We start from the raw sequence: 22188 nt of genomic DNA on the forward strand, positions 1-22188 counted from the left end.
TAATTTGTATTCAGGTGAATAGTGCATAAAATAACCCTCCTTACTGGATTTTGTCCAGTAAAGAGGGTACATATCAATCCTGCAGCAGATCCATTCAGCCGTTTTTATTATTTCACTTTCTATTTTCCAAAACAGTCCCCTGCCTTAGCCGCCATAATCACTGTTGACCTTATAACGGATCCTCAGGAACGCGCACATCTTGTCTCCGAAATCCATCTTTAATTCGCTTCCTTCTTCCTCCTTCACCTCAATGGTATACTCATCATAATGGAAGAATCCGCCAAAGGAAAAACTGCCCGTGGCAATCACATTTCCATCGTAATCAAAGATCCGCATGATATCGTCATCCGCCAGATAATCTTTTGGATTGCCGTCTGCGTCCATGAATACCGTATACCAGTCCCTTTCCAGGGTATCCGTTTCCAGAATCTGTTCCTGGGCGTAACCCAGACAGTTATCATTCATGTCATAGTAGCCGTAGGTGTTACCGCTGATGACCCCTTCCACATCGTTGATGGGCTCGTCGGTCACATAGCGCAGGTAAAACCAGGGTTCGTCACTGCCGGTGCTGATGGTGTATTTGGTGTTCCAGAAGCCCCGCTCCTGAATGTGTCCGGCTGCCTGTCCGTCCGCCCAGATGTCCGAATCCGCCACAATATCGTCCAGATCCCCTTTCATGGTAAGAACACTGGCATTTTGAAGAGCCTCCTGTCCTTCCTCCGTGGGCGGCAGCTCCTCCTTTGAACTTCCGCAGCCCGTCACGGCCAGAAGCAGCACCGCCGAAATGAAGGCTGCACCAAACTGTATCTTTCTTTTCATAGCATTCTCCTTTATCGGAAATGTTTCAGAACTATGCGTTCTCCTTCTCGTCGTCTCTCGCAATCTCCCGCGCTACCATAATGGCCATGACGGTCAGCAGAGGCAAATACTGCTCCTCATAGCAGATAACCACGGAATTGTCAAAGACTACATTTTCCAGGGTGAACTCCAGATTCTCCATGATACTGCCCAGCATCCGGTCATTCAGCAGAACGAAGAAATTATGCCCCAGGGAACCTGCGTACTCCCGCAGCACCAGCTTACCCTCTTTGACATTCATGGTAAAGGTATCCCTGATCAGCTGAAACTTCTTTTCCAGTCTGCCGTACTCCTCTCCCCGGTAATAGAAATCGTAGGTGGGAAGGGCGTGGAGAATTTGTTTTTCGATCCGGAAAATCTCGGTATCCTGGGCGTCATAGATGTAAAACTGCTTCAGGGGCATGGTTCCCTCGATATGGTAAATCAGTTCTCCATCTTCGTCCCGCAGATCAAAGCGCTGTCCCATGAGCTTGAAATCCTCAGTAAAGGTGTAAACTGTGGAAGGCCTAGACTCCAGCACCGGAAGTACCTCTCCCGTCTTTACGAAATGCTCCATGCTTTTCTTAAGTCCCTTCTGCATCAGCATAATATCCGAATGATAACAGATATAGGCCGCAGCATTGGTTCCGAAATCCTCATTTAACGGATGCAGGGGCTCCGTGATTCTCTCTTTTATCATACTTGTCAGAAACGAATAACCGATATAACCCAGATTGCCGTCGCCGGTCAGCCAGAAATACAGGTAATCTCCCTCGCTGCTGGGGCCAAAAGCCAATGCGGGCCGTCTCATGGTGAGGAACTTTGCCAGATAGCAGGATCCCAGAGGTGTGGGCACATCTTTATAGGCCTCGTAAAACTCTTCAATTTTCCGGGGACGATCCATGGCAATCATCTGTACCATATCCGTGGACGAGTTATAGCTGTCCGGTGACGCCATCATCCACATGGCGACGCCGATAATCAGAATTACCGCACCTACACTGATGAAAAACCTGCTGTAATAGCCTTTCACAATAAACATGGCTCCGGCCACGATCACTGCCAGGCTCAGAAGCCGGTAAATCACGTAACGCAGCTTCAGGCTCGCCGACATATCACTGAATTTCATTCTTTCCTCTGACATGAGCTTCCCCTCCTTTGTCTATCCTGCCCAAATTATCTGGGACTGTATGTCTCAAAAGTAATGCTAAAAATAGTGCCAACTGCAACCATTCGGCACAGTTCGGCGCTATTATTTTACCAGTTTATGGATAATTTGTAAATTCTATTATTCCTTCCATATTTATTTTCCAAAGTATAATGTGTAACATGTAAAAGTAATTTGTCATAATTTTTTCTTGACATTTGAATCCCTTTTTCCGTATAATAAGCGGCGGACAATTTCACAGAACAAATCAGAACTGGTATAGAATTGGAAACGACACAAGCGCTTCGCTCTTGATAACGAACAACACATGTGTCTTTTTTGTACCCATTTTTCGAAAAGGAGAACAATTTTATGCCAAAAACAAAATTTCAAAATGTCATTTTCACTCTTATGATGGCTTTCCTCATGGTCTATGCCATGATCTGCTACAACATTTCCCTGAATATCGGAGAAATGAGCAATCAGGTCTTTCTGATGGCTTTTCATGAAATGGTCATCATGTGGCCGATAGCTTTTATCCTGGAGTTCTTTGTGGTTGATAACCTGGCTCACAAGCTCGCTTTCCGCATGGTAACGCCGCAGGATCGCCCGATCGTTATCACGCTGGCTATCTCTGTCATGATTATCTGCATCATGTGTCCGGTCATGAGTCTGATCGCAACCCTGCTGTTCAAAAACGCCGGATCTCAGTTTATCGCTGTCTGGCTGCAGACCACTTTCATGAATTTTCCGGTGGCTTTCTTCTGGCAGCTGATGTACTGCGGACCGTTTATCCGGCTGATTTTCCGGAAAGTGTTCCCGGAGAAATAAGTGATATTGAATGGGATTCCAAAGGATTTTCCCCTTGCATAAAATAGTCTGTATCTGCACCATTTCTGAGAAACAGTTGCAAATACAGACTATTTTTCACAAAAATTGAATTCTATTGCATTAAATCGCATCCAGCGCCTGGGCAATATCCGCAATCAGATCCTTCTTATCCTCCAGTCCGCAGGAAATCCGGATGAGTCCGGCCGGAACCCCGGCAGCGGCCAGCTGTTCATCGTTCATCTGTCTGTGGGTGGATGTGGCCGGATTCAGACAGCAGGTGCGGGCGTCCGCCACATGGGTCTCGATGGCCGCCAGCTTCAGGTTTTTCATAAATTTTTCCGCCGCTTCTCTTCCACCCTTTAGTTCGAAGGAAACCACGCCGCAGCCGCCGTTCGGCAGATATTTCTTCGCCAGCTCATAATACTTGTTGGTGGGCAAAGTCGGATAATTGACAAACTCTACCTTCTCATGCTGCTCCAGAAATTCCGCTACAGCCTGGCCGTTTTCCACATGGCGGGGCATCCGCACATGCAGGGACTCCAGACCCAGATTCAGGATAAAGGCGTTCTGGGGAGACTGGACACAGCCCAGATCCCGCATGAGCTGGGAGGTGCATTTCGTGATAAATGCGCCCTCTTTGCCGAATTTCTCTGCATAGGTGACGCCGTGATAAGACTCATCCGGAGTACATAAGCCCGGGAACTTTTCCGCGTGGGCCATCCAGTCAAACTTACCGCTGTCGATGATTGCGCCGCCCAGAGCCGCGCCGTGGCCGTCCATGTATTTTGTGGTAGAATGAGTTACGATATCCGCGCCCCACGCAAAAGGCCGCAGATTTACCGGCGTCGGGAAGGTATTGTCCACAATGAGCGGTACGCCGTGAGCGTGGGCCGCCTTTGCGAATTTTTCGATATCCAGTACTGTCAGGGCCGGATTGGCAATGGACTCTCCGAATACCGCCCGGGTATTATCCCGAAACGCCGCGTTCAGTTCTTCCTCTGTGCAGTCCGGGGCCACGAAGGTGGATTCCACGCCCATTTTCTTCAGGGTCACGTCAATCAGGTTATAGGTACCGCCGTAGATGGAGGAAGACGCCACGATATGGCTGCCTGCCTCGCAGATATTAAACAGGGCGAAGAAGTTCGCCGCCTGTCCGGATGAGGTCAGCATACCTGCCGTACCGCCCTCCAGGGCCGTGATCTTCGCTGCCACATAATCATTGGTAGGGTTCTGCAGTCTGGAATAGAAATAGCCTTCCGCTTCCAGATCAAAAAGCTTTCCCATATCCTCGCTGGTGTCATACTTATAAGTGGTAGACTGAATAATCGGAATCTGTCTCGGTTCTCCGTTTCCCGGTGTGTAACCGGCCTGTACGCATTTGGTGTTTAATGAATAATCCATGTGTATTCTCCGCCTTTACTTTCATTTTCATGGCTTCTATGTTACACCTATTTTGCATACCTGTAAAGATGGAGAACACATGTTTTGCTTATTTCTGTCGCTTTTTGATCTGCGGCGGGCGGTAATGATAGAGCTCGTTGTAGGCCTCCAACTCGTCCACATCCTTCACCCCGCTTGGAATCAGTCCCGTACAGTCCTGGGCTGATGCGGCATTGGACAGATAATCATAGGAATCAATGAGCTGCTCGTTCGGTTTTCGCATGGCAGAACCTCCTGTTATCTATAAGAAAAATCATGAAAAAGGGACAATCCGCTGTATTTTCTGTGACACAGCTATTGTCCCCTGCTTTTGTATTCTTATGTCTGCCGTTTTCTGGCTTTATTTTTCCTGCATATATTTTCCGGTCACACTTTCCGGATTGGCTGCCACCTGCGCGGGCGTACCGGCAGCTACAATGCATCCTCCGGCTTCACCGCCGCCCGGCCCCATATCAATGATATAATCGGCGTTCCGGATCACATCCAGATCGTGTTCGATAACCAGCACCGTAGCGCCATTGTCCACCAGGGTCTGGAAGACCTGCAACAGAATCCGGACGTCCAGCGGATGCAGGCCGATGGTGGGTTCATCGAAGACAAAGACCGAATCAGACTGTCCTTTCCCCATCTCACTGGCCAGCTTCAGACGCTGGGCTTCGCCGCCGGACAGGCTTGGCGTCTCCTCGCCCAGGGTCAGATAGCCCAGCCCCAGCTTTTCCAGAACCTCCAAGCGCTGATGAACAGTCTTCAGATCTTTCGTGGCCTCCAGCGCCGTATGCACATCCATTTCCATAAGCTCCGGCAAGGAATACTGCTTTCCTGATTTCGTTTCATACCGAATCTGCCAGGTCTCTTTCCTGTACCGGGATCCGCCGCACTCAGTACAAGGGATATCCACATCCGGAAGGAACTGCACATCCAGGCTGATTTCTCCGGTGCCATCGCAGATTGGGCAACGCAGCGCCCCTGTATTGTAGGAGAAATCGCCTGCTTTATAACCGTCTCTTTTTGCGTCTGCCGTCCTGGCAAATACCTTCCGTAGTTCATCATGGACGTTGGCATAGGTGGCCACGGTAGAGCGTACATTGATCCCGATGGGCGTGGCATCGATAAGCTTTACATGGGAGATGCCTTCGGCTGAAATCCCTTTCACATGCTCCGGCAGCTTGGTTCCGGCTGTCACAGCCTGCAGACCCGGTACCAGACTTTCCAGTACCATGGTAGTTTTTCCGGAACCGGATACGCCGGTTACGACTGTCAGCCTGCCTTTGGGAATGTCTGTTTCCAATGGTTTTACCGTATGAATCTGCGCCGTGGAAAGATGGATCTTTCCCAGAGAAAACAAGTCTGTTTCTGCCGCCTGGCAGCGTATCCGGCTGTCTGCCTTTCCTGACAAAAACGGACCAATCATGGAAGCCGGATTTGCCACAATCTCCGGGATACTGCCCTCGGCAATCACGTGTCCCCCACCTGCGCCTGCCTCCGGTCCCATCTCGATAATCCAGTCGGATTCTGCAAGGATCTGGATATCATGGTCCACCAGAATGACTGAATTACCATCGGCGATCAGATCCTGCATCACTGCATTCAGTCCGACGATATTGGAAGGATGCAGACCGATAGATGGCTCGTCCAGCACGTAGAGCACGCCGGTGGTTCGGTTCCGGACGGCTCTGGCCAGCTGCATCCGCTGACGCTCTCCGGTAGACAGCGTCGAAGCCGCCCGATCCAGTGACAGGTAAGAAAGTCCCAGATCCATCAGACGCCTTGCCGCGCTCCGGAAGGACTCGCAGATGCTTTCGGCCATGGAGCGCATCTCTTTTGGCAGAGATGCAGGCACACCGTCCACCCAGTCCGCCAGCTCCCCAAGGGTCATCCGACAGGCCGCCTCTAACCCGATGCCGCGAAGCTTCGGTGCTCTGGCCCGTCCGGAAAGTCTGCTTCCACCGCATTCCGGACAGATTTCTTCTTTTAGAAAACGCTCTACCCGCTTCATGCCCTTATCATCCTTTACCTTCGCAAGAGCATTTTCTACGGTATAGACTGCGTTAAAATAAGTAAAATCCAGTTCTCCCGCCTGATTGGTCTTCTTTGCTTTATAAAAAATGTGTTTTTTCTCCGCCGGACCGTGGTAAACGATCTCTTTTTCCCTTTCCGTCAGATCCCGGAAAGGCACATCGGTACGCACGCCCATTTCCCGGCACACATCGGTCATCAGGGACCACATGAGGCTATTCCAGGGAGCCACCGCACCCTCGTCAATGGTCAGGGACTCATCGGGCACCAGCGTGTCCAGATTTACCGTACGAACACTTCCGGTACCGCCACATTTCGGGCATGCCCCCTGGGAATTGAAGGACAGCTCTTCCGCCGACGGCGCATAGAAATGCTCGCCGCATTCCGGACAAATCAGCTCAGAACCGGCCGCTACCGCAAGGCTTGGCGCCACATAATGGCCATTCGGACAGCGGTGGCTTGCAAGTCTCGAATACATCAGTCTTAAGGAATTCAGAAGTTCTGTTCCGGTACCGAAGGTACTTCGGATGCCCGGAACGCCGGGCCGCTGATGAAGAGCCAATGCCGCAGGGACATACAGAACCTCGTCCACCTGGGCCTTGGCTGCGCCTGTCATACGCCGCCTTGTGTAGGTAGACAGGGATTCCAGGTAACGCCTGGAGCCTTCCGCGTACAGAACGCCCAGAGCCAGAGAAGATTTCCCTGAACCGGAGACACCTGCGATTCCCACGATTTTATTCAGAGGCACGTCCACGTCGATATTTTTCAAATTGTGTACTCTTGCGCCACGCACCCGGATGCACGCAGGCGCTGTATGCAATTCTTTCATTTATTTCCCCTTTTATCCGATAATGGTGGAACCGTTTCCATAGAGATAAACGCGAAGCAGACCCGTCAATACCAGATGCCCCACATAAAACCAGTAGAAAAACCACTTCATGCCTTTCCAGTTTCCCCTGGTTCCATTATAGTAATACATAAACGGCCACACAAGGATGATACCATATTGCAGCAGACCATATACCACGTCGATGCAGAGACACCATACCAGCACATACATGAAAATGTAAGCCAGCATCCCAAGCACCTGTTTTCTCAGATTTCCACGGTTGTTGTAGATATGCATGGAACATAAGACCGGAAAACAGGACCAGTCAGACGGAAACGCCAACAGGCCTTGTTATCGTAGCCCGGCCAAAGGGTCCAGGCCAGATGGTCAAGAGCCATGGCCAGGATGGCAAATACTTTCAACTGGTTTCCGGAAAAACCGGTAAATTTATTTTCCTTCGTCTGCATTCTCCCCTCCCATTCCGAAGTAACGAGAATGTGGCGTGCAGTTATTCATCATGCCATCTCGTTTCTTCGCATTTTTGTCATTTCATGATTTTGCCGCAATTATTTTTAACCGTTCCAGCAGATCGCCCTGTAAATAGTATGTCGTCTCAAAATTCAGATACCGCATGGTCTGATCGTCCCACATGATTTTGATCTGTGCCGGGAATTCATCATCGGCGTCCCAGAATTGAATCAAAACCGGGAAAAATGAAAATGCGGGGATCTCTGCCGTCACGTCCGCGCCTGCCAGCCTGGGCTTTATCTGACCGCCCAGGCGGATGCAGGATTGTTTTAATTCTTCCACTTTTCCGGAAAAATAATCGGCGTATTTCTGTGAGAAAATATCCGCGCTGGGGCTTGCTCCTGCTGCTGCAAAATTCGCCACCAGCGTCCATTTTCCACCGAGGGGCGGAAGCTCCGGCTCTGAACTGTGGCAGAGCATGTCGTAGATGGTCATGACGGTCTCGTAGGAACGGCACTCTGTATATGCCTCCCCATTCTTCTCATAGACCGTACCGGTGGCCCGCTCGATGCGGCAGGGTGTCCCGATATAGGTCAGGTACAGATACCGCTCATCCATTTCCAGATGGAATTTCACTGCTAACTTTTCCTGATCATATTTCAAAAAATAACTCTTTCCGATATCAACCTGTTTGTCATAGTTTGATGCCATTTGTTTCATCCTTTCCTACATTAAGCCCTTCCCGTTTCTGCACCTTTCCTGGAAAAAGCTTGCCAAAGCTATGCTCTCTTTTATAACTTTATTTTCAGAGTACTGAGCGCCACAATCAAAATTCCCACACAGGCAATCACTATATCAAATCCATAGGGAATTCCAAGCATAAGCGACACTACCGTATACACCAGAAACGCCAACGCAAAATACGCGAACCGCTTCATATGCGCCAGGGCAAATGCCTTTCTCCGCTCACTGCCTGCGGCTTTGGCTTCCTCGTAGCTGGTACCGTTGTACCAGTAGACATACTCTGTCTGATAAATCAGAAAGGTCAAGATAAAGATACCGATGGTGCACGCATTATCTACGACAGCCAGCGTGAGCTGTGTGCTAAGATTTGGCAGAAAACACGCGCCTACTGTGAACACACAGAATCCGATGAGCCAGATCACAAACCCGGTGTAGCTTTTCTTATATACCTCCATGAATAACTCCTCCTTAGTTGACTGATACACGTTTTCACGCCCTGTTTTTCTCCATCCATTTCACCGCAAAATCCACAAGCTCTCTCTGATACATCAGCCTGACAAGTGCATTTCCAATCTGAACCCCAGGAACCGCATACGCTTTCTCATAATCCTCTCCGATTTTTTCAAAATCATTGCCATCCACAAACAGGGTTTCGTAGGCTTTCCAGACTCTTTTCCCCGCTTCTGACACTGCGCTGTGTTCCACATAGGTATGCTTGCCCGGATATTCCGCGCGCGCATCTGCCAGGTGAAGAGACGTATTCTTATCATACCCCGTACCAATCAGCAGAACCTTCTCGTCCAGCTCATAAAGCCTTCCAATCGGAGATCCATCTCCAAAGATGTTGGACAGATCGTGATCCTTCGTCAGATATTCCGCATATCTGCCCCACGCGCACACAGACCGAGCCGGGTGGTCGCTCCGGACACTGCCGGACACCTGCCGGAACATTTCCGCAACAGCACCCATCGTATTGGTCGGGGTCAGATTTTTGTCATAAGCCGGCCAGTTGTCCCGAATGAGCTGCCAGTCCTTTTGATCTGCCTCCCAATGAACGCCAGTTTCCGGATCCAGATTTTTCCATGACTGTGTGGGCATCATGATTGTTCCGGAATCTCCAACCACTTCCATTAGCGCCTCAATCACAGCCTGTGCGCCGCCGCAGACATACCCCATCTTTCCCAGGGAAGTATGAACCATTACGGTATCTCCGTTTTTCAAACCAACTTCCTTTAATTTTTGGATTATTTCATCTTTCAGGATAACCTGCATTCCAATCCCCCTTCATGTCTTGAAATCAACGCTATCCCCTACAAAACCTTCCGCCCGTTCACCGTCAGCTTAAACGTGGTTCCCAGAATCTCTTGAATTTCTGACAGATTCCCCGCAAAATAAATGCCCTGCTGCCGTTCTCCGGAAGAAAGCCCCTTTGCAATCATATGTTCAAGCAATGCCTTCAGGCTGTCATAGTACCCGTTCAGGTTGTAGAGAATACAGGGCGCGTCAAGCTGCTTTAAGGATACCTTTGACATGACCTCCGCAATCTCCTCCAGGGTTCCGGTGCCGCCCGGAAAGGCGAGAAAGGCATCTCCAAGCTCTATCATTTTCGCCTTCCGCTCCGCCATGGTGGACGTCACATGAAGCTCCGTCAGGCCTTCATGCTGCACGTCCTCGTCCACAAAGCACTGGGCTTCAATTCCGATTACCCTTCCGTCTGCTGCAAGCGTACTGTCTGCCAGTTCGCCCATCAGGCCGGTTCTGGAACCGCCATATACCAGCGTATTGCCGCTTTCCCCAATCCAGCTTCCCAGCTCCTGTACAGCCGTTTTTAAAGCCGGATCATTTCCTTCATTTGCCCCCAGATAAACGGTTATCTTCATATTCTATCCTCTCTATTCCTGTTCTTCCGCAACCTTTTCAAAAAATGCGTGAAAAAACCGCTTGACTGCTATTGCATCTTTGTAAGAATTCCATCTTCCGTTAAAATCTGAAGGCATTCCATGGCATGATCGGCGTGCATCATCTGCCACACCTGTTCCATCCCGGCTGCCAGCGGCTTCTTCAGAAATTCCTCTCCGGAGATCCAGTACACATGCCCTTCCTCCGAGGAAATCAGTTCGCCCTCAAATTCATTGGTCTTATAAAGGAGCCCAACATTCCGCACATCGCCTTCCATCCAGTGATAGATACCCGTCAGCCTCGGATTTTGAATGGTCAGCCCGGTCTCTTCCCGGATTTCCCGGATCACCGATTCCCGAAAGGTCTCGCCCGGCTCCACATGCCCGCCCGGAAATGTAGTTCCCCCATAGCTTTTGCTTACTTTATCCAGAGCCAGAACCCGTCCATGTTCGTCATAGATCATGCACATATTCATAAAGACTGCTTTTTCGATTCCTGCCATAATCTCTCCTCTTTTGCATTTTCTTACATTATAGCCCTTACTTTCACGTATCGCAATGAAATTCAGGCTGATTAGCCTTGCCGTAACCGATACTGCTTCGGCGTCATTCCTGTCAGCTCACGGAATCTTTTCGTATAGTAGCTCTGGCTGGAAAAGCCACAGGCCTGCGCCACCTCTGCAATCCCCGTGTCTGTCCCGGTCAGCAGATTCATACTTTTGTGAATCCGGTACTGAAGCAGATAATCGGAAATGGTCTGTCCCGACTGCTTTTTGAAATAGCGGCAGCACTCGCTCCGGCTGAGACCAATATAATCTGCTACCGCATCCAGGCTGAATTCCACAGCGTAATGCTTCTGCAAATACGTCAACATGTTCTGAAATCGAATATCCACTGTGTCCATCTGCTGCGTCAGTTCCCCATCCAGAAGCGTCCGCATCCGCTTCCAGATTTTGAACACATTTCCCATAAGATCGAACTGATAACCATCCTCTTTCGCATCAAAGGTTCTCGCCATTTCCGTCAGAATATCCAGAATTTCCGCGCCACGTACCGTATGACAATCTATCACCTTCCGGTTCAATGCCGGACCCTGCAGCACCGGAAGCACACTGTTTTCATACAGGCTTTCCTCCCGGACCGGGCAGATAAAATCCGGTGAAAAGTTTACACAAAAGAAAGCTGCTTCTTTTCCGAGTGGCTTCGCCATATGGGTTCGTTGGGAATTGATAAATATCGCTTTTCCCTCCGAAACCGCATCTCGGCATGACTCGGTACTCCAAAGAACCGTTCCACGCACCGTCAGACAGAACTGAAAATCCACATGCCAGTGCCAGTCAATATAATCGTAGGTGTCCTGGCTAAAACGGCTGTAATAACAGGATATGGGAAAGCCAGGAATATTCTTCATGATTTCCTGCTTCCGGGAATCCAGATTGATCACTTTTTCTCTCATGGTACGCCTCCTGTCCCAAGCATAACATGCATTTTTCCCAAGCGCAATATTTTTATAAATTTATGCAAACACAAGTCTATAAGTGAAATATTAATCGCAATATAATAACACTATAAATCAATGGAGGATATGACAAATGAATCGTTTTAATACAACCAAAGACTTTCTGTACGCTTCTCTTGGCAGCATCGGCTGGGGTATCTCCGGTGTGTGCAGCCAGTCTCTTTTCATGAACTATGATCTGAGTTCGGAATGGCTGACCGCTATCCGCATGGTCTGCTCCGGCGTCGTCCTGCTTCTGCTTACCCTTCCCAAGGCCAAATCAGACACCTTCCGGATCTGGGCAAAAGCCAGGGACGTCCTGCAGCTCCTGGCTTTTGCGTTAATCGGTCTTCTGTTGTGTCAGTATACGTTTCTCGGAGCAATCAAGTATTCCAATTCTGCCACTGCCACGGTGCTCCAAAGTCTCAACGTGATCCTGATGGCTGTTTTAATGGCTGTGTGGAGCCGGACACATATGAGCGGGCGGCAGCTTCTCGCAATTCTTCTGGCTATGGCCGGTACTTTTCTCATCGCCACCAATGGCGATCCAGCCCGCATGAGTCTCTCAACTGCAGGTCTGATACTCGGTCTACTGGCCGCCTTAGGCGTAGTTACATATACTCTTCTGTCCCGGCCCATCATTGCCTCCTGGGGCAACCTGACTGTCACCGGCTGGGGTATGCTCATCGGCGGTCTGGTGCTGGCTGTGGTCACAAAAGCCTGGATATTCCCGGAAAATCTCGATGGAACAGCCTGGCTTTTGATTGCCGCTATCGTCTTGATTGGCACAGCTCTCGGTTTCTCTGCCTTTCTGGAGGGGGTCAAGCTCATCGGTCCCGTAAAGGCAACCCTCATCGGCTGTCTGGAACCTGCCTCCGCCACGGCGCTTTCCGCCCTGTTTCTGGGAACCCGCTTTTCCCTGCCGGAACTTAGCGGATTCTGTTTTATTATTCTGACGGTATTTTTATCTGTGACAGGAGCCGAAAAGCAGTTATGATTTACCGTTCTCTTCTGTTTTCTTTCCGATAAGCCCCAGGCGTCATTCCGCAGGCTTCCCGAAAAACCTTTCCGTAATAAGCTGCGCTGGAGAATCCGGTCGCCATGGCAATCTCCATTACCGTCTCCTCTGAATCCTTCAGAAGCTTTTTGCTCATCTCAATCCGGTATTCCATCAAATACTCGAAGGGCGTCTTCTGCATACAGGCTTGAAATGGGAATCGATCTGACAATGATCCTGATTTTCCATACTGCAAAGAACATTGGTATTGATGAAAAATCCCTCTCCCTTTTCAAAGCTCCGCTCCTGACCTGCTGTCAGCAGACGCATACTGCCCTCCCGGACATAGACAAATTCTACCTCCTCGTGCCAGTGCCAGGGAAATTACCGCCATCTTCGTCGCTGTTATTCTGCTCTGTGTTCTTGAGGAAGGCATGAAAAACGGAAACATCTAAACCCCAAAATAAGGGCTCCCGGAAACAAAGCTCCGGAAGCCCTTATTCCATACACGTTTTATTTCCAATGAATGACCGCTTCCACCGAATCCGTATACTGGTCGTCGCCGATAGCTTTATAGCGGGAACCGTCGTACCAGTCGGTAAAGCCGTTGTCAATTTTGTAGATCTCCCCGGTTTCCGTATCCACAATACGCTCATAACCCAGGGTAGCGTCGCTTTGCTTCTGACTCATAATATCCTGGCTCTTATTGCGGTTTTCCCAGGAGGACATGATGCTGTCGGACATTTCGCAGGCTGCCTGGCTGAGAGACTGGGAGGTAGCCGCCGCCTGACTACTCTGGGACATGGCAAAGCTCTGGAATTCCGGCGTATATGCAAGACTGCTCAGGCTCTTACTTAAGGTGGGCTGCCAGTCCTGGAACGTATCCTTTTCCGCACTGAGTAACGTCAGATTATAGACGGAATAATACCCCATTCCTGTGCCCATGGCAAAGGGTACTACGTCCGCTGTGAACATCCCCTCTCCCGCCGTTCCGTCCTGGGTGAAATCCGCCCGGAGAATGGCCGGAGAAATGGCGACACTGCTCATTCCCTGGGTGCTTTCAAAACTCTCTGTTACAGAAAAATCTGCAATGTACGGCGTCTGAATATCCGTATAATCAGCAGTTGCATTCATTGCGTCTGCAAACTGTGGGAATATTTCGAAAACTCCCTGTGTCGATACATTCGTAAGAATGGGATATTTTCCAAACAAATCACTGTAAAGTGCCATCATAGCCCGGGAATTTTCATCCGGGAATAACGGCTCCATTTTCAGCATAAAGAAAATCTGATTCACCGGATTCTCCGGATCAAAAACATGAATCGCGTGAAACATACCGGTATACATGGCGGAAGATCGCACGGTCCAGCCTTCCGGAATATTCATACTGAATTCCGTACAGCTATAAGGCACCAGAGCCTGTGCAGACGCCAGCGGCTCTACCGTCCAGCTTTCCTCGACAGATTGTTCTGACACCGCTCCTGCTGCCAGAGTCTCCTGCCCCGCCTTTGGAGCGTCCGGGGACACCAGAGCCTGTTCCTCCTTCGTCTTTCCGCCGCAGCCGCTCAGCAAAAGTCCTGCCAAAAGCACTGCTAAAAGTCTCTTCACATATCTCATAGCATTCCCTCCCCTTCCAGTTCGTCCTTCAAAAGCAGCCTTATCCTGTTCCAGCCTTCTGTCTTATAATACCTTTCATTTCGACGTAGATTCCCCGCTTCGAATTCCAGTCTCCAGACGCTTCCGTCCGCAAAGGTAAAGATCAGCGTATCCCCTGTGTCTGAGGCTCTCTCGTCAGTTTCTTCTCCGATCTCCAGCTTCTTCACTGCCTGCAGACACTCCGCAATTACAGCCCCATCCGTAAGCTCCCATTCCCGATGGGCTTCCGCATCCTGTATGTAGGTCAGCTTCGACGGAGTTCCCATATATTCCGCCAGCTCTGCCAGGGAAAGTTCCGGCAGCTTTACTTCATTTCCGAACACATCGTCCTTTCCTTTTCCATAAGCGTCCACCGTATACCAGGCGGAAGTACCCGTGTGGCTGGTTTCTTCATCGTCCTGTACCATCTCGTAAAGATGAATCGTAAGGGTGCCGTCCCCGTTATCGACGCATTCTGTCTCTGGCACAAGGAAATTTGCCTCCTTCTGATAATACGCCCGGGCCATAGCCGCAAGCTCCCTGTCCTGCCAGGGCGCCAGGCTGTCTGTCTCCGCCTGTTTTTCTCCTGCCGGAGCGCTCCCCGGCTTCCAGTCTGAAGCCGTCAGCGTGTATTCCCCGGTTTCCAGATTATCGGAAGTCCCTCCGGCCAGAAGATCCGTATTTCTCTCCACCTCCATGACAACCCGATCCGGATAGAATGAAAAATCAAATTTCCGGAAAGAAGCGGTCAAATCCACGCCCTGTCCGTCGATCACCTGCTCCACAGAAGCCTTTTCCCCTTCTCCCGGTGAAAGCTTCAGCTCGTAGATATCCTCGGTATACTCCGGTGAGCCGGACTGGAAAAAGCAGTGCAGCCGGATCCCGTTTTCTGTCTCCAGGCCATACTTTATATGACTGCTTCCGTCCTGACAGGTGTAGCCCTGATAGGCCGCATAGGTATCCGCAGCCTCTTTTTGTGCGCTACAACCCCACAGCATGACTGCGGCCACCAGAAGTGACATTCCTCTAATCCTCTCTCTCCTTTTCATTCCTTATCCCCTTGTCGTATCGATAATAAAATTGAACCAATCCGATTCTGGATTTTGTCCCCGTCTTTTCATTGAGACTGGTAAGGTGCCGGTACAGCGCCGCCCGGGATATCATCAGCTCCTCTGCTATGTCCTGGACATTTTTATCTGATACCAGCAAAACCTTCAACACCTCTCTTTCCCGTTCCGTCAGTGAAAAACTGTCGGCAAAGATCCGCAGCCGTTCCTCCTCGCTTCTCTGAGCGGATTTCTTCTCACCGGCTTCCTTTTTCCTTTCCCCCGGACGGATCGCGCCGGAATAAAGAAAAAACAAGATAGAAATCAATACAAGCAATACAAGCAGAGTACTGTCTTTTACAACCGGACTTCCCGATTTCAGAAGAAGCAGGGACAGGGATCCGGTACCAAAGGCGCAGATGTTATTGACGGCCCTGCCAAGTCCCGCCCAGAGCCTCGGACATTTCATCCGGACAGAAAGCCGCATGAAGCTACTTGTAAAGAATATCACAAAGAACCCGGCGGACAGATAAAACACAGCCAGTCCGGCCCGGAAGGAGCCTCCGTTTTCCAGCACCACGATACAGAGAACCGACAGCACCGTCACACAGTACATGAAAAGATTCACATACCGGTGTTCCCGGCTGTCAAACAGGATACCCGCCAGAAGTCCGCTTCCTGCCAGAAGAAGCCGGGGCCACTGTCCCACGTCCCCTCTGCCTGCCACGTGTACCAGCGTCACTGCTGCATCCAGTGTAGAAAAAATGCAGGTAATCAGCGCCACGGCCAGAATCAGCCAGATCCCCGCCCTTCCGGCGTTCTCCGGCGCAGCTTCTCCGGGAATTTCTTCCATTTCCGGTTCCCCGGCCTCCACATTCAGAAGCAGTACCGAAAAGATGGCTGCGGAGACAGCCAGAACCACCGATTCGACCATATCGTTTTTCACCAGGTTGTTATTCAAAAACTGAAGAAAAATTCCGGCTGCATAGGAGATACCGACTGTCCTGGCCAGCCGCTCCTGCTCCGCCCTCTGCGCCAGCCAATAGTGTACTGCACTCCCGGCCATTCCCATCAGAATGAAGCAAAGGCAGCCAGCCGTCACAATCGCCCTGTAAGAGGTATGCTGCCAGATCACGAAAATACAAATCACACCGGCCAGGGCTCCTGCAAATACCAGGATCTGCCGAAGCTTTTCCTTTATTTTTCTATAGGAAGCCATCGCAGGGTAAAGGAGAAATCCCAGAACGCTGGCTCCCAATACATAGCCCTGGGCCGTCACCACCTGCTCCGGTCCTGTGACCAGAGCCGCCATATTATCAAACTGATATTCGGTTCCCAGAAAAATAAAATTGAAAAATGCCAGCGCCAGCATAAGTGTGAGCACATTTCCATCTATCTTTTGTAGTTTCATCTACTTTCACTCCGTTTGTATCAGTCTTTGATAATTTTATTATAAACAAAAGTCTCACTTTCACAAGGTGACATTCGTCTCAAACTGTTCTTTTTCTTTCAAAAGACTCTTTTTTCTCTTCTGTCCTCTTTTCTGTGGATCCGTTGCAAATGATACATTTGTCAACTGCAAGACCTTTTCTGCCTGTGTTAGACTGAATACAACCATATCATGCCAAAGAATAAAACCACTGAAAGGAGAGTCCCTCTATGGGTATGCAAAGGGCTTCAGGTTTTTCCACAGGACATGTCCGCCCAGCTTCTGTTCTATCCCTTTGCCTTCTACAGGGATTCCTCGCCAGGGACTTCTATCTTTTCCTCCCTGAGGATTCCGAGACTGGCCTCCGGAGGCGAATATCAGTTAGATCCTATGTCCATGGCCTGCAACTGCCAATGGCTTGATCTTCCCCAGTATGCCCGGCGAAGAATTATCGGTATCGTCTCACGCCTTCTTCCGGGTTCCCTTTCTGAACCAGAGATCTATCTGGTCTCCGGGGAAGCCCTGCAGCCAAAAGCTCTGCTTTTTCAGCAGACAGCCTCCCAAAAACTTCAGAAACAGACGAACGTATTTCCCGGCAAATTCGCCTTTCGGATCTCAGCAGGCGGTCAGCTTTATGAGGGCTTCTTTGCTACTATTCTCGCCCGGGTTCCGAAAAATCCAAATGCTTCCTCCGGGGATCGGATTACGGATTTTCTAAAAAAAGGAACCGCCTTTATGGGCGCCATGTACGGCATTGGCGGTCCGGATACCTCCAACTGGGGCCGGGCCTTTGACGCTCTGATTCTTTCTCATTCCTCCGGCTCTGCCGCTTCCTCCTGTGAGGCTGTCTTTGACCGTTTCCTGAAGGAGCTGAAATATGGCCCCCTCTATTTCGCGCTTCAAGAGGAGGAGCTCCAGCGCGTCCGGCAGGTACAGCTTCAGGGAGCTATGACCCGGCAGCAGAATGCCATACGTGCTTCCCAGAACCTTTCCCGCAACCTTTCTGAGACCTCGGACATCGTCAATCAGGCCTGCCAGGATCACAGCCGACAGATGGATCACATTTACGCCCATTCCACCGATGGTATCCGGGGTGTGGAAAATTATCGGGATTCCCACGGAAACACCTATCAGGCAGATGTGAGATACGATCACATCTATAAAAACGGAGACACCTTTTTGGGTAGTGCCGACGGAAGCCTGCAGCTGGGTCCCGACTGGGAAGAATTGAAGAAATAGCGGATATCCGTATGCTCCAACTCCAGCAACGCCACTTTTTTGTCCATTCCGCCCGCATATCCTGTCAGACTGCCATCCGTGCCTATCACGCGATGGCAGGGAATGATAATGGATACCCCGTTGTGCCCCACTGCTCCGCCGACTGCCTGAGCAGACATATGGGGAACCTTTTGTATGTCCGCCATCCTGCGGGCGATCTCACCATAGGTCATGGTCTGCCCATAAGGAATCTGTAATAATATCTGCCACACCGCCTGCCGGAATGCGGAACCGACGGGATGAAGCGGCGGTGTAAAGTCCGGTTCTTTCCCGGAAAAATAAATATCCAGCCATTGTTTCGCTTCTGCCAGGACAGGTGTTTCCCGGGAAATATGTTCTCCCGGAAGCGTATTGGCGAAATATTTCTGTCCTTCAAACCACAGACCGATCAGGCCGATTTCATCCGCGGCCAGTAATATATCACCCAGCGGTGATTTGTATGTATCTGTATATACCATAGCTATACCTCAAAAAATGTAGATGAAGCCTCTAAATCCGTCCAGCTTTCGTTGGTGCCACTTCAAACAATACTATAATATTTGCCCTTTTTCAAGCCTCCGCTTTGGGTTTTCTGTTGTCTCTTTCCGTTCGCTGTATTATGATTATATCGCAATTTACGATATTTGTTTCACAAATTAAATTCATGTACTATCACAAAATCGCCAAACCCAGGCGGAGATGCTTACGAAAACAAACCACTACCTCAGCCGTTCCACTTTTTTCTTCTGAATTTTCTTCAGGAATCCATATCCCACCAGGCACGCAAGTACCTCTGTGATGGGAAAAGCCCACCAGATCAGCGTCACCCGCGCCTGCCCGTTCCGGACAAAGGCAGAAAAGATTCCGGCCAGCGGCAAAATCAAAAGCAGCTGCCGAAGCAGAGAAATCACAAGGGACTCGATTCCGCTCTCCAGAGCCTGATAAATCCCCTGATAAGCCACATTGATACCTGCGAAAATAAAACTGACAGAAATCACTCGCATAGCACCAATAAAAGCTTCTCTTGACTGCCCTGCATTAAACAGGGTCGCAAAGGCTCCCGGGAAGCCTTCGGTAATCAGGGTTCCGAAGATCATCAATGCCGCTGTATAGATCAGACCATACCGGATTCCGTCCCGGATTCTCTTTTTCTCTCCCATACCATAGGCGAACGCCACGATCGGCGTAATCGCGTCTCTGAGTCCGAAGGCCAGGAACAGTACAAACTGCTGCACCTTATAGAACAGCCCGTACGCCGTCTGGGCCGACGGACTGAATTTCAGAATCAGGTTCATGACATAGACCATCAGGGACATGAGCGCCTGGGCAATGATGGCCGGAAGTCCGATGGCGTAGATTTCCTTTATGATTCTGCCCTCCGGCTTTAGATACTTCATTCCATGGGCAAATTCCCGATTTAACTTCAGATGAAATACCAATAACAGTACTGCCGATGCCATCTGCCCGATGACTGTGGCGTAAGCTGCTCCCCGCACGCCCATTTCCGGAACCGGGCCAAGTCCGTAAATCATGATCGGGTCCAGAATGATATTGATCACGGCTCCCGTGATCTGACCGATGGTCGAATACAGGGAGCGTCCCGTGGCCTGCAGCAGCTTTTCCAGTATGGAGAAGAAAATAATTCCCACGGAAAGAATACAGCAGATTCGCAGATAGCCAGTTCCCATGGCAATGACTTCCGGCTCGACAGTCTGCGAAGAAATATAGGTTTTTACACCACAGATTCCAAACAGCAGACATACCACGTAAATCACCACACCCAAAAACAGGCTGTTTCCGGCTATCTTCGCAGCCTTTTTCTGATTTCCCTGTCCCAGCGTCATGGCCAGAAGCGCATTGGTTCCCACACCTGTTCCGACGCCCACGGCCACCATCAACATCTGAACCGGGAATACCAGTGTCAGTGCATTTAACGCTGCTTCGCTTCCCACACTCATATTTCCCACAAAGGCACTGTCAACGATATTGTAGACGGCCTGCAATGCCATAGACAGGATCATAGGCACGCCCATCTGCAGCATCAGCTTCTTTACCGGCATTTCTTTCATTCTGTTACTTTCTGCCATTTAAATTAAATCCTCCTTTTTTGCATAAAAAAAGTGCGCGCCTATCTCATAAGCCGGACTTACGCTATTAAGCTACACACTTTTTTCATGACGTTATCTGATTTTAAAATACAAAAACGAGCAGCAGGAAACTGGATTTACGCAGGTCTGCTACTCGTTCGATTAATTATTATATTTGTTATTTTACCAAAAGTCAAACAAATAATCTTCTTTTTTCTTTTACAGCTTATGCTACTGAGCTTTCAGACATTGCTTTTTACTCACTAAAAGTATAGCGAATGAGATATCCCTTGGAATCTCCGGTAATGATCGTCACATCTCCGTTCGGATTCTCGATGGTCTCCAGAATCGGGTATTTGCCATGCTCCCGCACATAGCTTTCCGGGCTCTCGGCCTCTGCCTCGATAAATTCTTTCTTGGCATGGGAAGCTCCGCCGCAGGGATTCATAGTTTCTACTAAAATTTCATACTCTTTCATGATGTCGGTCTCCTTTTCAAAGATTGATGTCTTTATTATAGCCAATCTTTCGCCGGGAATCAAAAGACATTTTCACTAAATTTTTTTATTTAATCACCTTCTGTCCAATCACATACAGCAGTGCTGCCACCGCCATACCATTGATGGACGCAATACCCCAGGACAGCACATTTGCCACAACGGCGCCTGCGATGACACCGATCACCGCAAACCAGTTCACAGCAGCCAGCGGCGCGTGTTCGTCCTCGTAGTCTTTCTTGTTCATAAAATAAGACAGCACCAGAATGATACCCACCGGCGGCAGAGTACAGTTCAGAATGTTCAGCCAGCCGCAGAAGTTGTAGTACAGCCATACGGAAAGCAGCGTTCCGATGATACCGGCCACCAGAACCATGGGCTTTTTCTTCTGATGGAAAATATTTGCCAGACCCAGTCCGGAGGTGTACAGAGCGTTATCGTTGGTGGTCCAGATGTTCAGGCCCAGCACCAGAATTGCCAGGTAAAACAGATTCAGACGCAGCATGACCTCGAAGATATCATTTCCGCCTACGAAAATATAGGCGATGGCGCCGAAGAAGAACATCAGGGAGTTACCGATAAAGAAAGCCACAACCGTCGCGATGGTTCCGGTCTTGGCATCCTTGGCGAACCGGGTAAAATTCGGCGTGGCCGTTCCGCCCGATACGAAGGAGCCGACTACCAGGCCTGCGCCGCCGACTACACTTAAGGTACCGCTGGATACTGCAAACTGATCCACGATAGTTCCCTCGCCCTGTGCCACCGCCATCACCATAGCGATGGTTCCGAGAACTGCTACCGCCGGAACGGCAATATAACTGATGATGGTCAGAGATTCGATTCCGAAATAAGCGGACGCGGTCATACAACCACCGGCCAGAATAATCAGCGCCCACATGGCTATCTTACTGTCACCTAAGAACTGATTGGCAACCGGGATGGCAAACATGGCCACACCTACGCCAAACCAGCCGATCTGGGTAAAACTGATCATAGCGGAGGACAGATAGGAGCCCTTCTCACCGAAGGCCTTTCTCGCCAGCAAATCCATGCTGAGACCGGTCTTGGCGCCCACATAGCCCAGAAGCCCTGTATACAATCCCAGAATGCAGCCTCCCAGAATCAAGGAGCCCAGGAACTCCCAGAAATTCTCGCCTGCTGCCAGCTGCTGACCTACCCACATGCTTGCGGAAAAGAAGGTAAAGCCCAACATAATCATGAACATGGTCACGAAGCCCTTGCGGCCCTCCTCGGGGACTGCCTGCTCCGCGTAGTCTACGTCTTTTTTCTCTTTCACTTTACTCATTTTTTCATCTCCTGTTTTTTATTGTTAGAAATTTCAAGGGCAGAAGCCTTATCCTGCAAGCAGAAACGGCTTCTGCCCTTGAAATTCTGCTACCTTAAAAAATCAGGGCGGAACCCCTTGTATCAGTCCGTCCTGATTTTAAAATTCTGATTAAAAATTCAATCTTCCGAAATTCCTTGATTTTTCAAGGCTTACCGCCTATCAAATATCAAAACCTTATGTATTTT

General features: G+C 49.9%; 24 protein-coding genes and 1 pseudogene. 3 read left to right on the forward strand and 22 right to left on the reverse strand.

Features of this window, described 5'->3' with window-relative positions:
- Positions 1-144: 144 nt before the first annotated feature.
- Positions 145-819, reverse strand: coding sequence for a hypothetical protein (locus ACESZP_RS16975; protein WP_499709830.1), 675 nt, complete (start codon positions 817-819; stop codon positions 145-147).
- A gap of 31 nt (positions 820-850) precedes the next feature.
- Positions 851-1981, reverse strand: coding sequence for an LURP-one-related family protein (locus ACESZP_RS16980; protein ID WP_499709831.1), 1131 nt, complete (start codon positions 1979-1981; stop codon positions 851-853).
- A gap of 375 nt (positions 1982-2356) precedes the next feature.
- Here ACESZP_RS16980 and ACESZP_RS16985 point away from each other — a divergent pair, with 375 nt between their 5' ends.
- A complete protein-coding gene (locus ACESZP_RS16985) occupies positions 2357-2815 on the forward strand; it encodes a DUF2798 domain-containing protein (RefSeq protein ID WP_499709832.1) in 459 nt (152 codons plus the stop codon).
- Positions 2816-2935: 120 nt separating this feature from the next.
- Here the strand turns inward: ACESZP_RS16985 and ACESZP_RS16990 are convergent, their stop codons facing one another.
- From ACESZP_RS16990 to ACESZP_RS17040, 11 genes are all read right to left on the reverse strand, one after another.
- Entirely contained in the window at positions 2936-4216 is a 1281-nt protein-coding gene (locus ACESZP_RS16990; RefSeq protein WP_499709834.1) for an O-acetylhomoserine aminocarboxypropyltransferase/cysteine synthase family protein, read from the reverse strand.
- A gap of 88 nt (positions 4217-4304) precedes the next feature.
- A complete protein-coding gene (locus ACESZP_RS16995) occupies positions 4305-4478 on the reverse strand; it encodes a hypothetical protein (RefSeq protein WP_440323176.1) in 174 nt (57 codons plus the stop codon).
- A 117-nt stretch (positions 4479-4595) separates the two neighbouring features.
- On the reverse strand, positions 4596-7100 hold the full coding sequence (locus ACESZP_RS17000) for an excinuclease ABC subunit UvrA (protein WP_499709836.1): 2505 nt from the start codon (positions 7098-7100) through the stop codon (positions 4596-4598).
- Positions 7101-7112: 12 nt separating this feature from the next.
- Entirely contained in the window at positions 7113-7349 is a 237-nt protein-coding gene (locus ACESZP_RS17005; RefSeq protein ID WP_499709838.1) for a hypothetical protein, read from the reverse strand.
- A 17-nt stretch (positions 7350-7366) separates the two neighbouring features.
- Positions 7367-7567 carry a hypothetical protein gene (locus tag ACESZP_RS17010; RefSeq protein WP_499709839.1) on the reverse strand — a complete coding sequence of 67 codons (201 nt, stop codon included), beginning with the start codon at positions 7565-7567 and terminating at the stop codon, positions 7367-7369.
- An 82-nt stretch (positions 7568-7649) separates the two neighbouring features.
- Positions 7650-8279, reverse strand: a complete 630-nt coding sequence (locus ACESZP_RS17015) for a DUF3786 domain-containing protein (RefSeq protein ID WP_499709841.1) — start codon at positions 8277-8279, stop codon at positions 7650-7652.
- A gap of 80 nt (positions 8280-8359) precedes the next feature.
- Positions 8360-8767, reverse strand: a complete 408-nt coding sequence (locus ACESZP_RS17020) for a hypothetical protein (protein ID WP_499709842.1) — start codon at positions 8765-8767, stop codon at positions 8360-8362.
- A gap of 34 nt (positions 8768-8801) precedes the next feature.
- Positions 8802-9533: an AAC(3) family N-acetyltransferase gene (locus tag ACESZP_RS17025; protein WP_499709843.1), complete on the reverse strand. Its 732-nt coding sequence runs from the start codon at positions 9531-9533 to the stop codon at positions 8802-8804.
- Between the two features lie 89 nt (positions 9534-9622).
- The gene (locus ACESZP_RS17030; RefSeq protein WP_499709844.1) at positions 9623-10192 is read right to left on the reverse strand and encodes an LOG family protein; all 570 of its coding nucleotides are present in this window, start codon (positions 10190-10192) and stop codon (positions 9623-9625) included.
- 68 nt (positions 10193-10260) lie between these two features.
- Entirely contained in the window at positions 10261-10713 is a 453-nt protein-coding gene (locus ACESZP_RS17035; protein ID WP_499709845.1) for an 8-oxo-dGTP diphosphatase, read from the reverse strand.
- 71 nt (positions 10714-10784) lie between these two features.
- Positions 10785-11666, reverse strand: coding sequence for a helix-turn-helix domain-containing protein (locus tag ACESZP_RS17040; RefSeq protein ID WP_499709846.1), 882 nt, complete (start codon positions 11664-11666; stop codon positions 10785-10787).
- Between the two features lie 136 nt (positions 11667-11802).
- On the opposite strand from ACESZP_RS17040, the gene ACESZP_RS17045 reads away from it, so the two are divergent.
- The gene (locus ACESZP_RS17045; RefSeq protein WP_499709848.1) at positions 11803-12705 is read left to right on the forward strand and encodes a DMT family transporter; all 903 of its coding nucleotides are present in this window, start codon (positions 11803-11805) and stop codon (positions 12703-12705) included.
- A gap of 1 nt (position 12706) precedes the next feature.
- Here the strand turns inward: ACESZP_RS17045 and ACESZP_RS17050 are convergent, their stop codons facing one another.
- From ACESZP_RS17050 to ACESZP_RS17070, 5 genes and pseudogenes are all read right to left on the reverse strand, one after another.
- Positions 12707-12880 (reverse strand): helix-turn-helix domain-containing protein, encoded by a 174-nt coding sequence (locus ACESZP_RS17050; RefSeq protein WP_499709850.1) that lies wholly within the window; start codon positions 12878-12880, stop codon positions 12707-12709.
- Positions 12880-13077: pseudogene (locus ACESZP_RS17055) on the reverse strand (cupin domain-containing protein); the annotation flags it as partial. The pseudogene ACESZP_RS17055 and the gene ACESZP_RS17050, both read right to left, overlap by 1 nt.
- Positions 13078-13218: 141 nt before the next feature.
- Positions 13219-14322: a hypothetical protein gene (locus tag ACESZP_RS17060; protein WP_499709851.1), complete on the reverse strand. Its 1104-nt coding sequence runs from the start codon at positions 14320-14322 to the stop codon at positions 13219-13221.
- On the reverse strand, positions 14319-15362 hold the full coding sequence (locus ACESZP_RS17065; RefSeq protein WP_499709852.1) for a hypothetical protein: 1044 nt from the start codon (positions 15360-15362) through the stop codon (positions 14319-14321). Before ACESZP_RS17065 ends, ACESZP_RS17060 begins: the two co-directional genes overlap by 4 nt.
- A gap of 4 nt (positions 15363-15366) precedes the next feature.
- Positions 15367-16797, reverse strand: a complete 1431-nt coding sequence (locus tag ACESZP_RS17070; RefSeq protein WP_499709853.1) for a response regulator transcription factor — start codon at positions 16795-16797, stop codon at positions 15367-15369.
- 285 nt (positions 16798-17082) lie between these two features.
- On the opposite strand from ACESZP_RS17070, the gene ACESZP_RS17075 reads away from it, so the two are divergent.
- Entirely contained in the window at positions 17083-18054 is a 972-nt protein-coding gene (locus tag ACESZP_RS17075) for a hypothetical protein (protein WP_499709855.1), read from the forward strand.
- On the opposite strand, the gene ACESZP_RS17080 is transcribed toward ACESZP_RS17075, so the two are convergent.
- The 4 genes from ACESZP_RS17080 to codB form a co-directional block, all read right to left on the reverse strand.
- The gene (locus ACESZP_RS17080) at positions 17973-18551 is read right to left on the reverse strand and encodes a methylated-DNA--[protein]-cysteine S-methyltransferase (protein ID WP_499709856.1); all 579 of its coding nucleotides are present in this window, start codon (positions 18549-18551) and stop codon (positions 17973-17975) included. The two genes, ACESZP_RS17075 and ACESZP_RS17080, sit on opposite strands and share 82 nt — an antisense overlap.
- Positions 18552-18791: 240 nt before the next feature.
- Positions 18792-20159, reverse strand: coding sequence for an MATE family efflux transporter (locus tag ACESZP_RS17085; RefSeq protein WP_499709857.1), 1368 nt, complete (start codon positions 20157-20159; stop codon positions 18792-18794).
- A 256-nt stretch (positions 20160-20415) separates the two neighbouring features.
- Positions 20416-20637 carry a hypothetical protein gene (locus ACESZP_RS17090; protein WP_349163970.1) on the reverse strand — a complete coding sequence of 74 codons (222 nt, stop codon included), beginning with the start codon at positions 20635-20637 and terminating at the stop codon, positions 20416-20418.
- A gap of 85 nt (positions 20638-20722) precedes the next feature.
- On the reverse strand, positions 20723-21961 hold the full coding sequence (gene codB / locus ACESZP_RS17095; protein WP_499709858.1) for a cytosine permease: 1239 nt from the start codon (positions 21959-21961) through the stop codon (positions 20723-20725).
- Positions 21962-22188: the final 227 nt, after the last annotated feature.

Origin of the sequence: Candidatus Dorea massiliensis AP6, assembly GCF_964245105.1 — a bacterium.
Lineage (GTDB): Bacteria > Bacillota > Clostridia > Lachnospirales > Lachnospiraceae > Laedolimicola > Laedolimicola intestinihominis.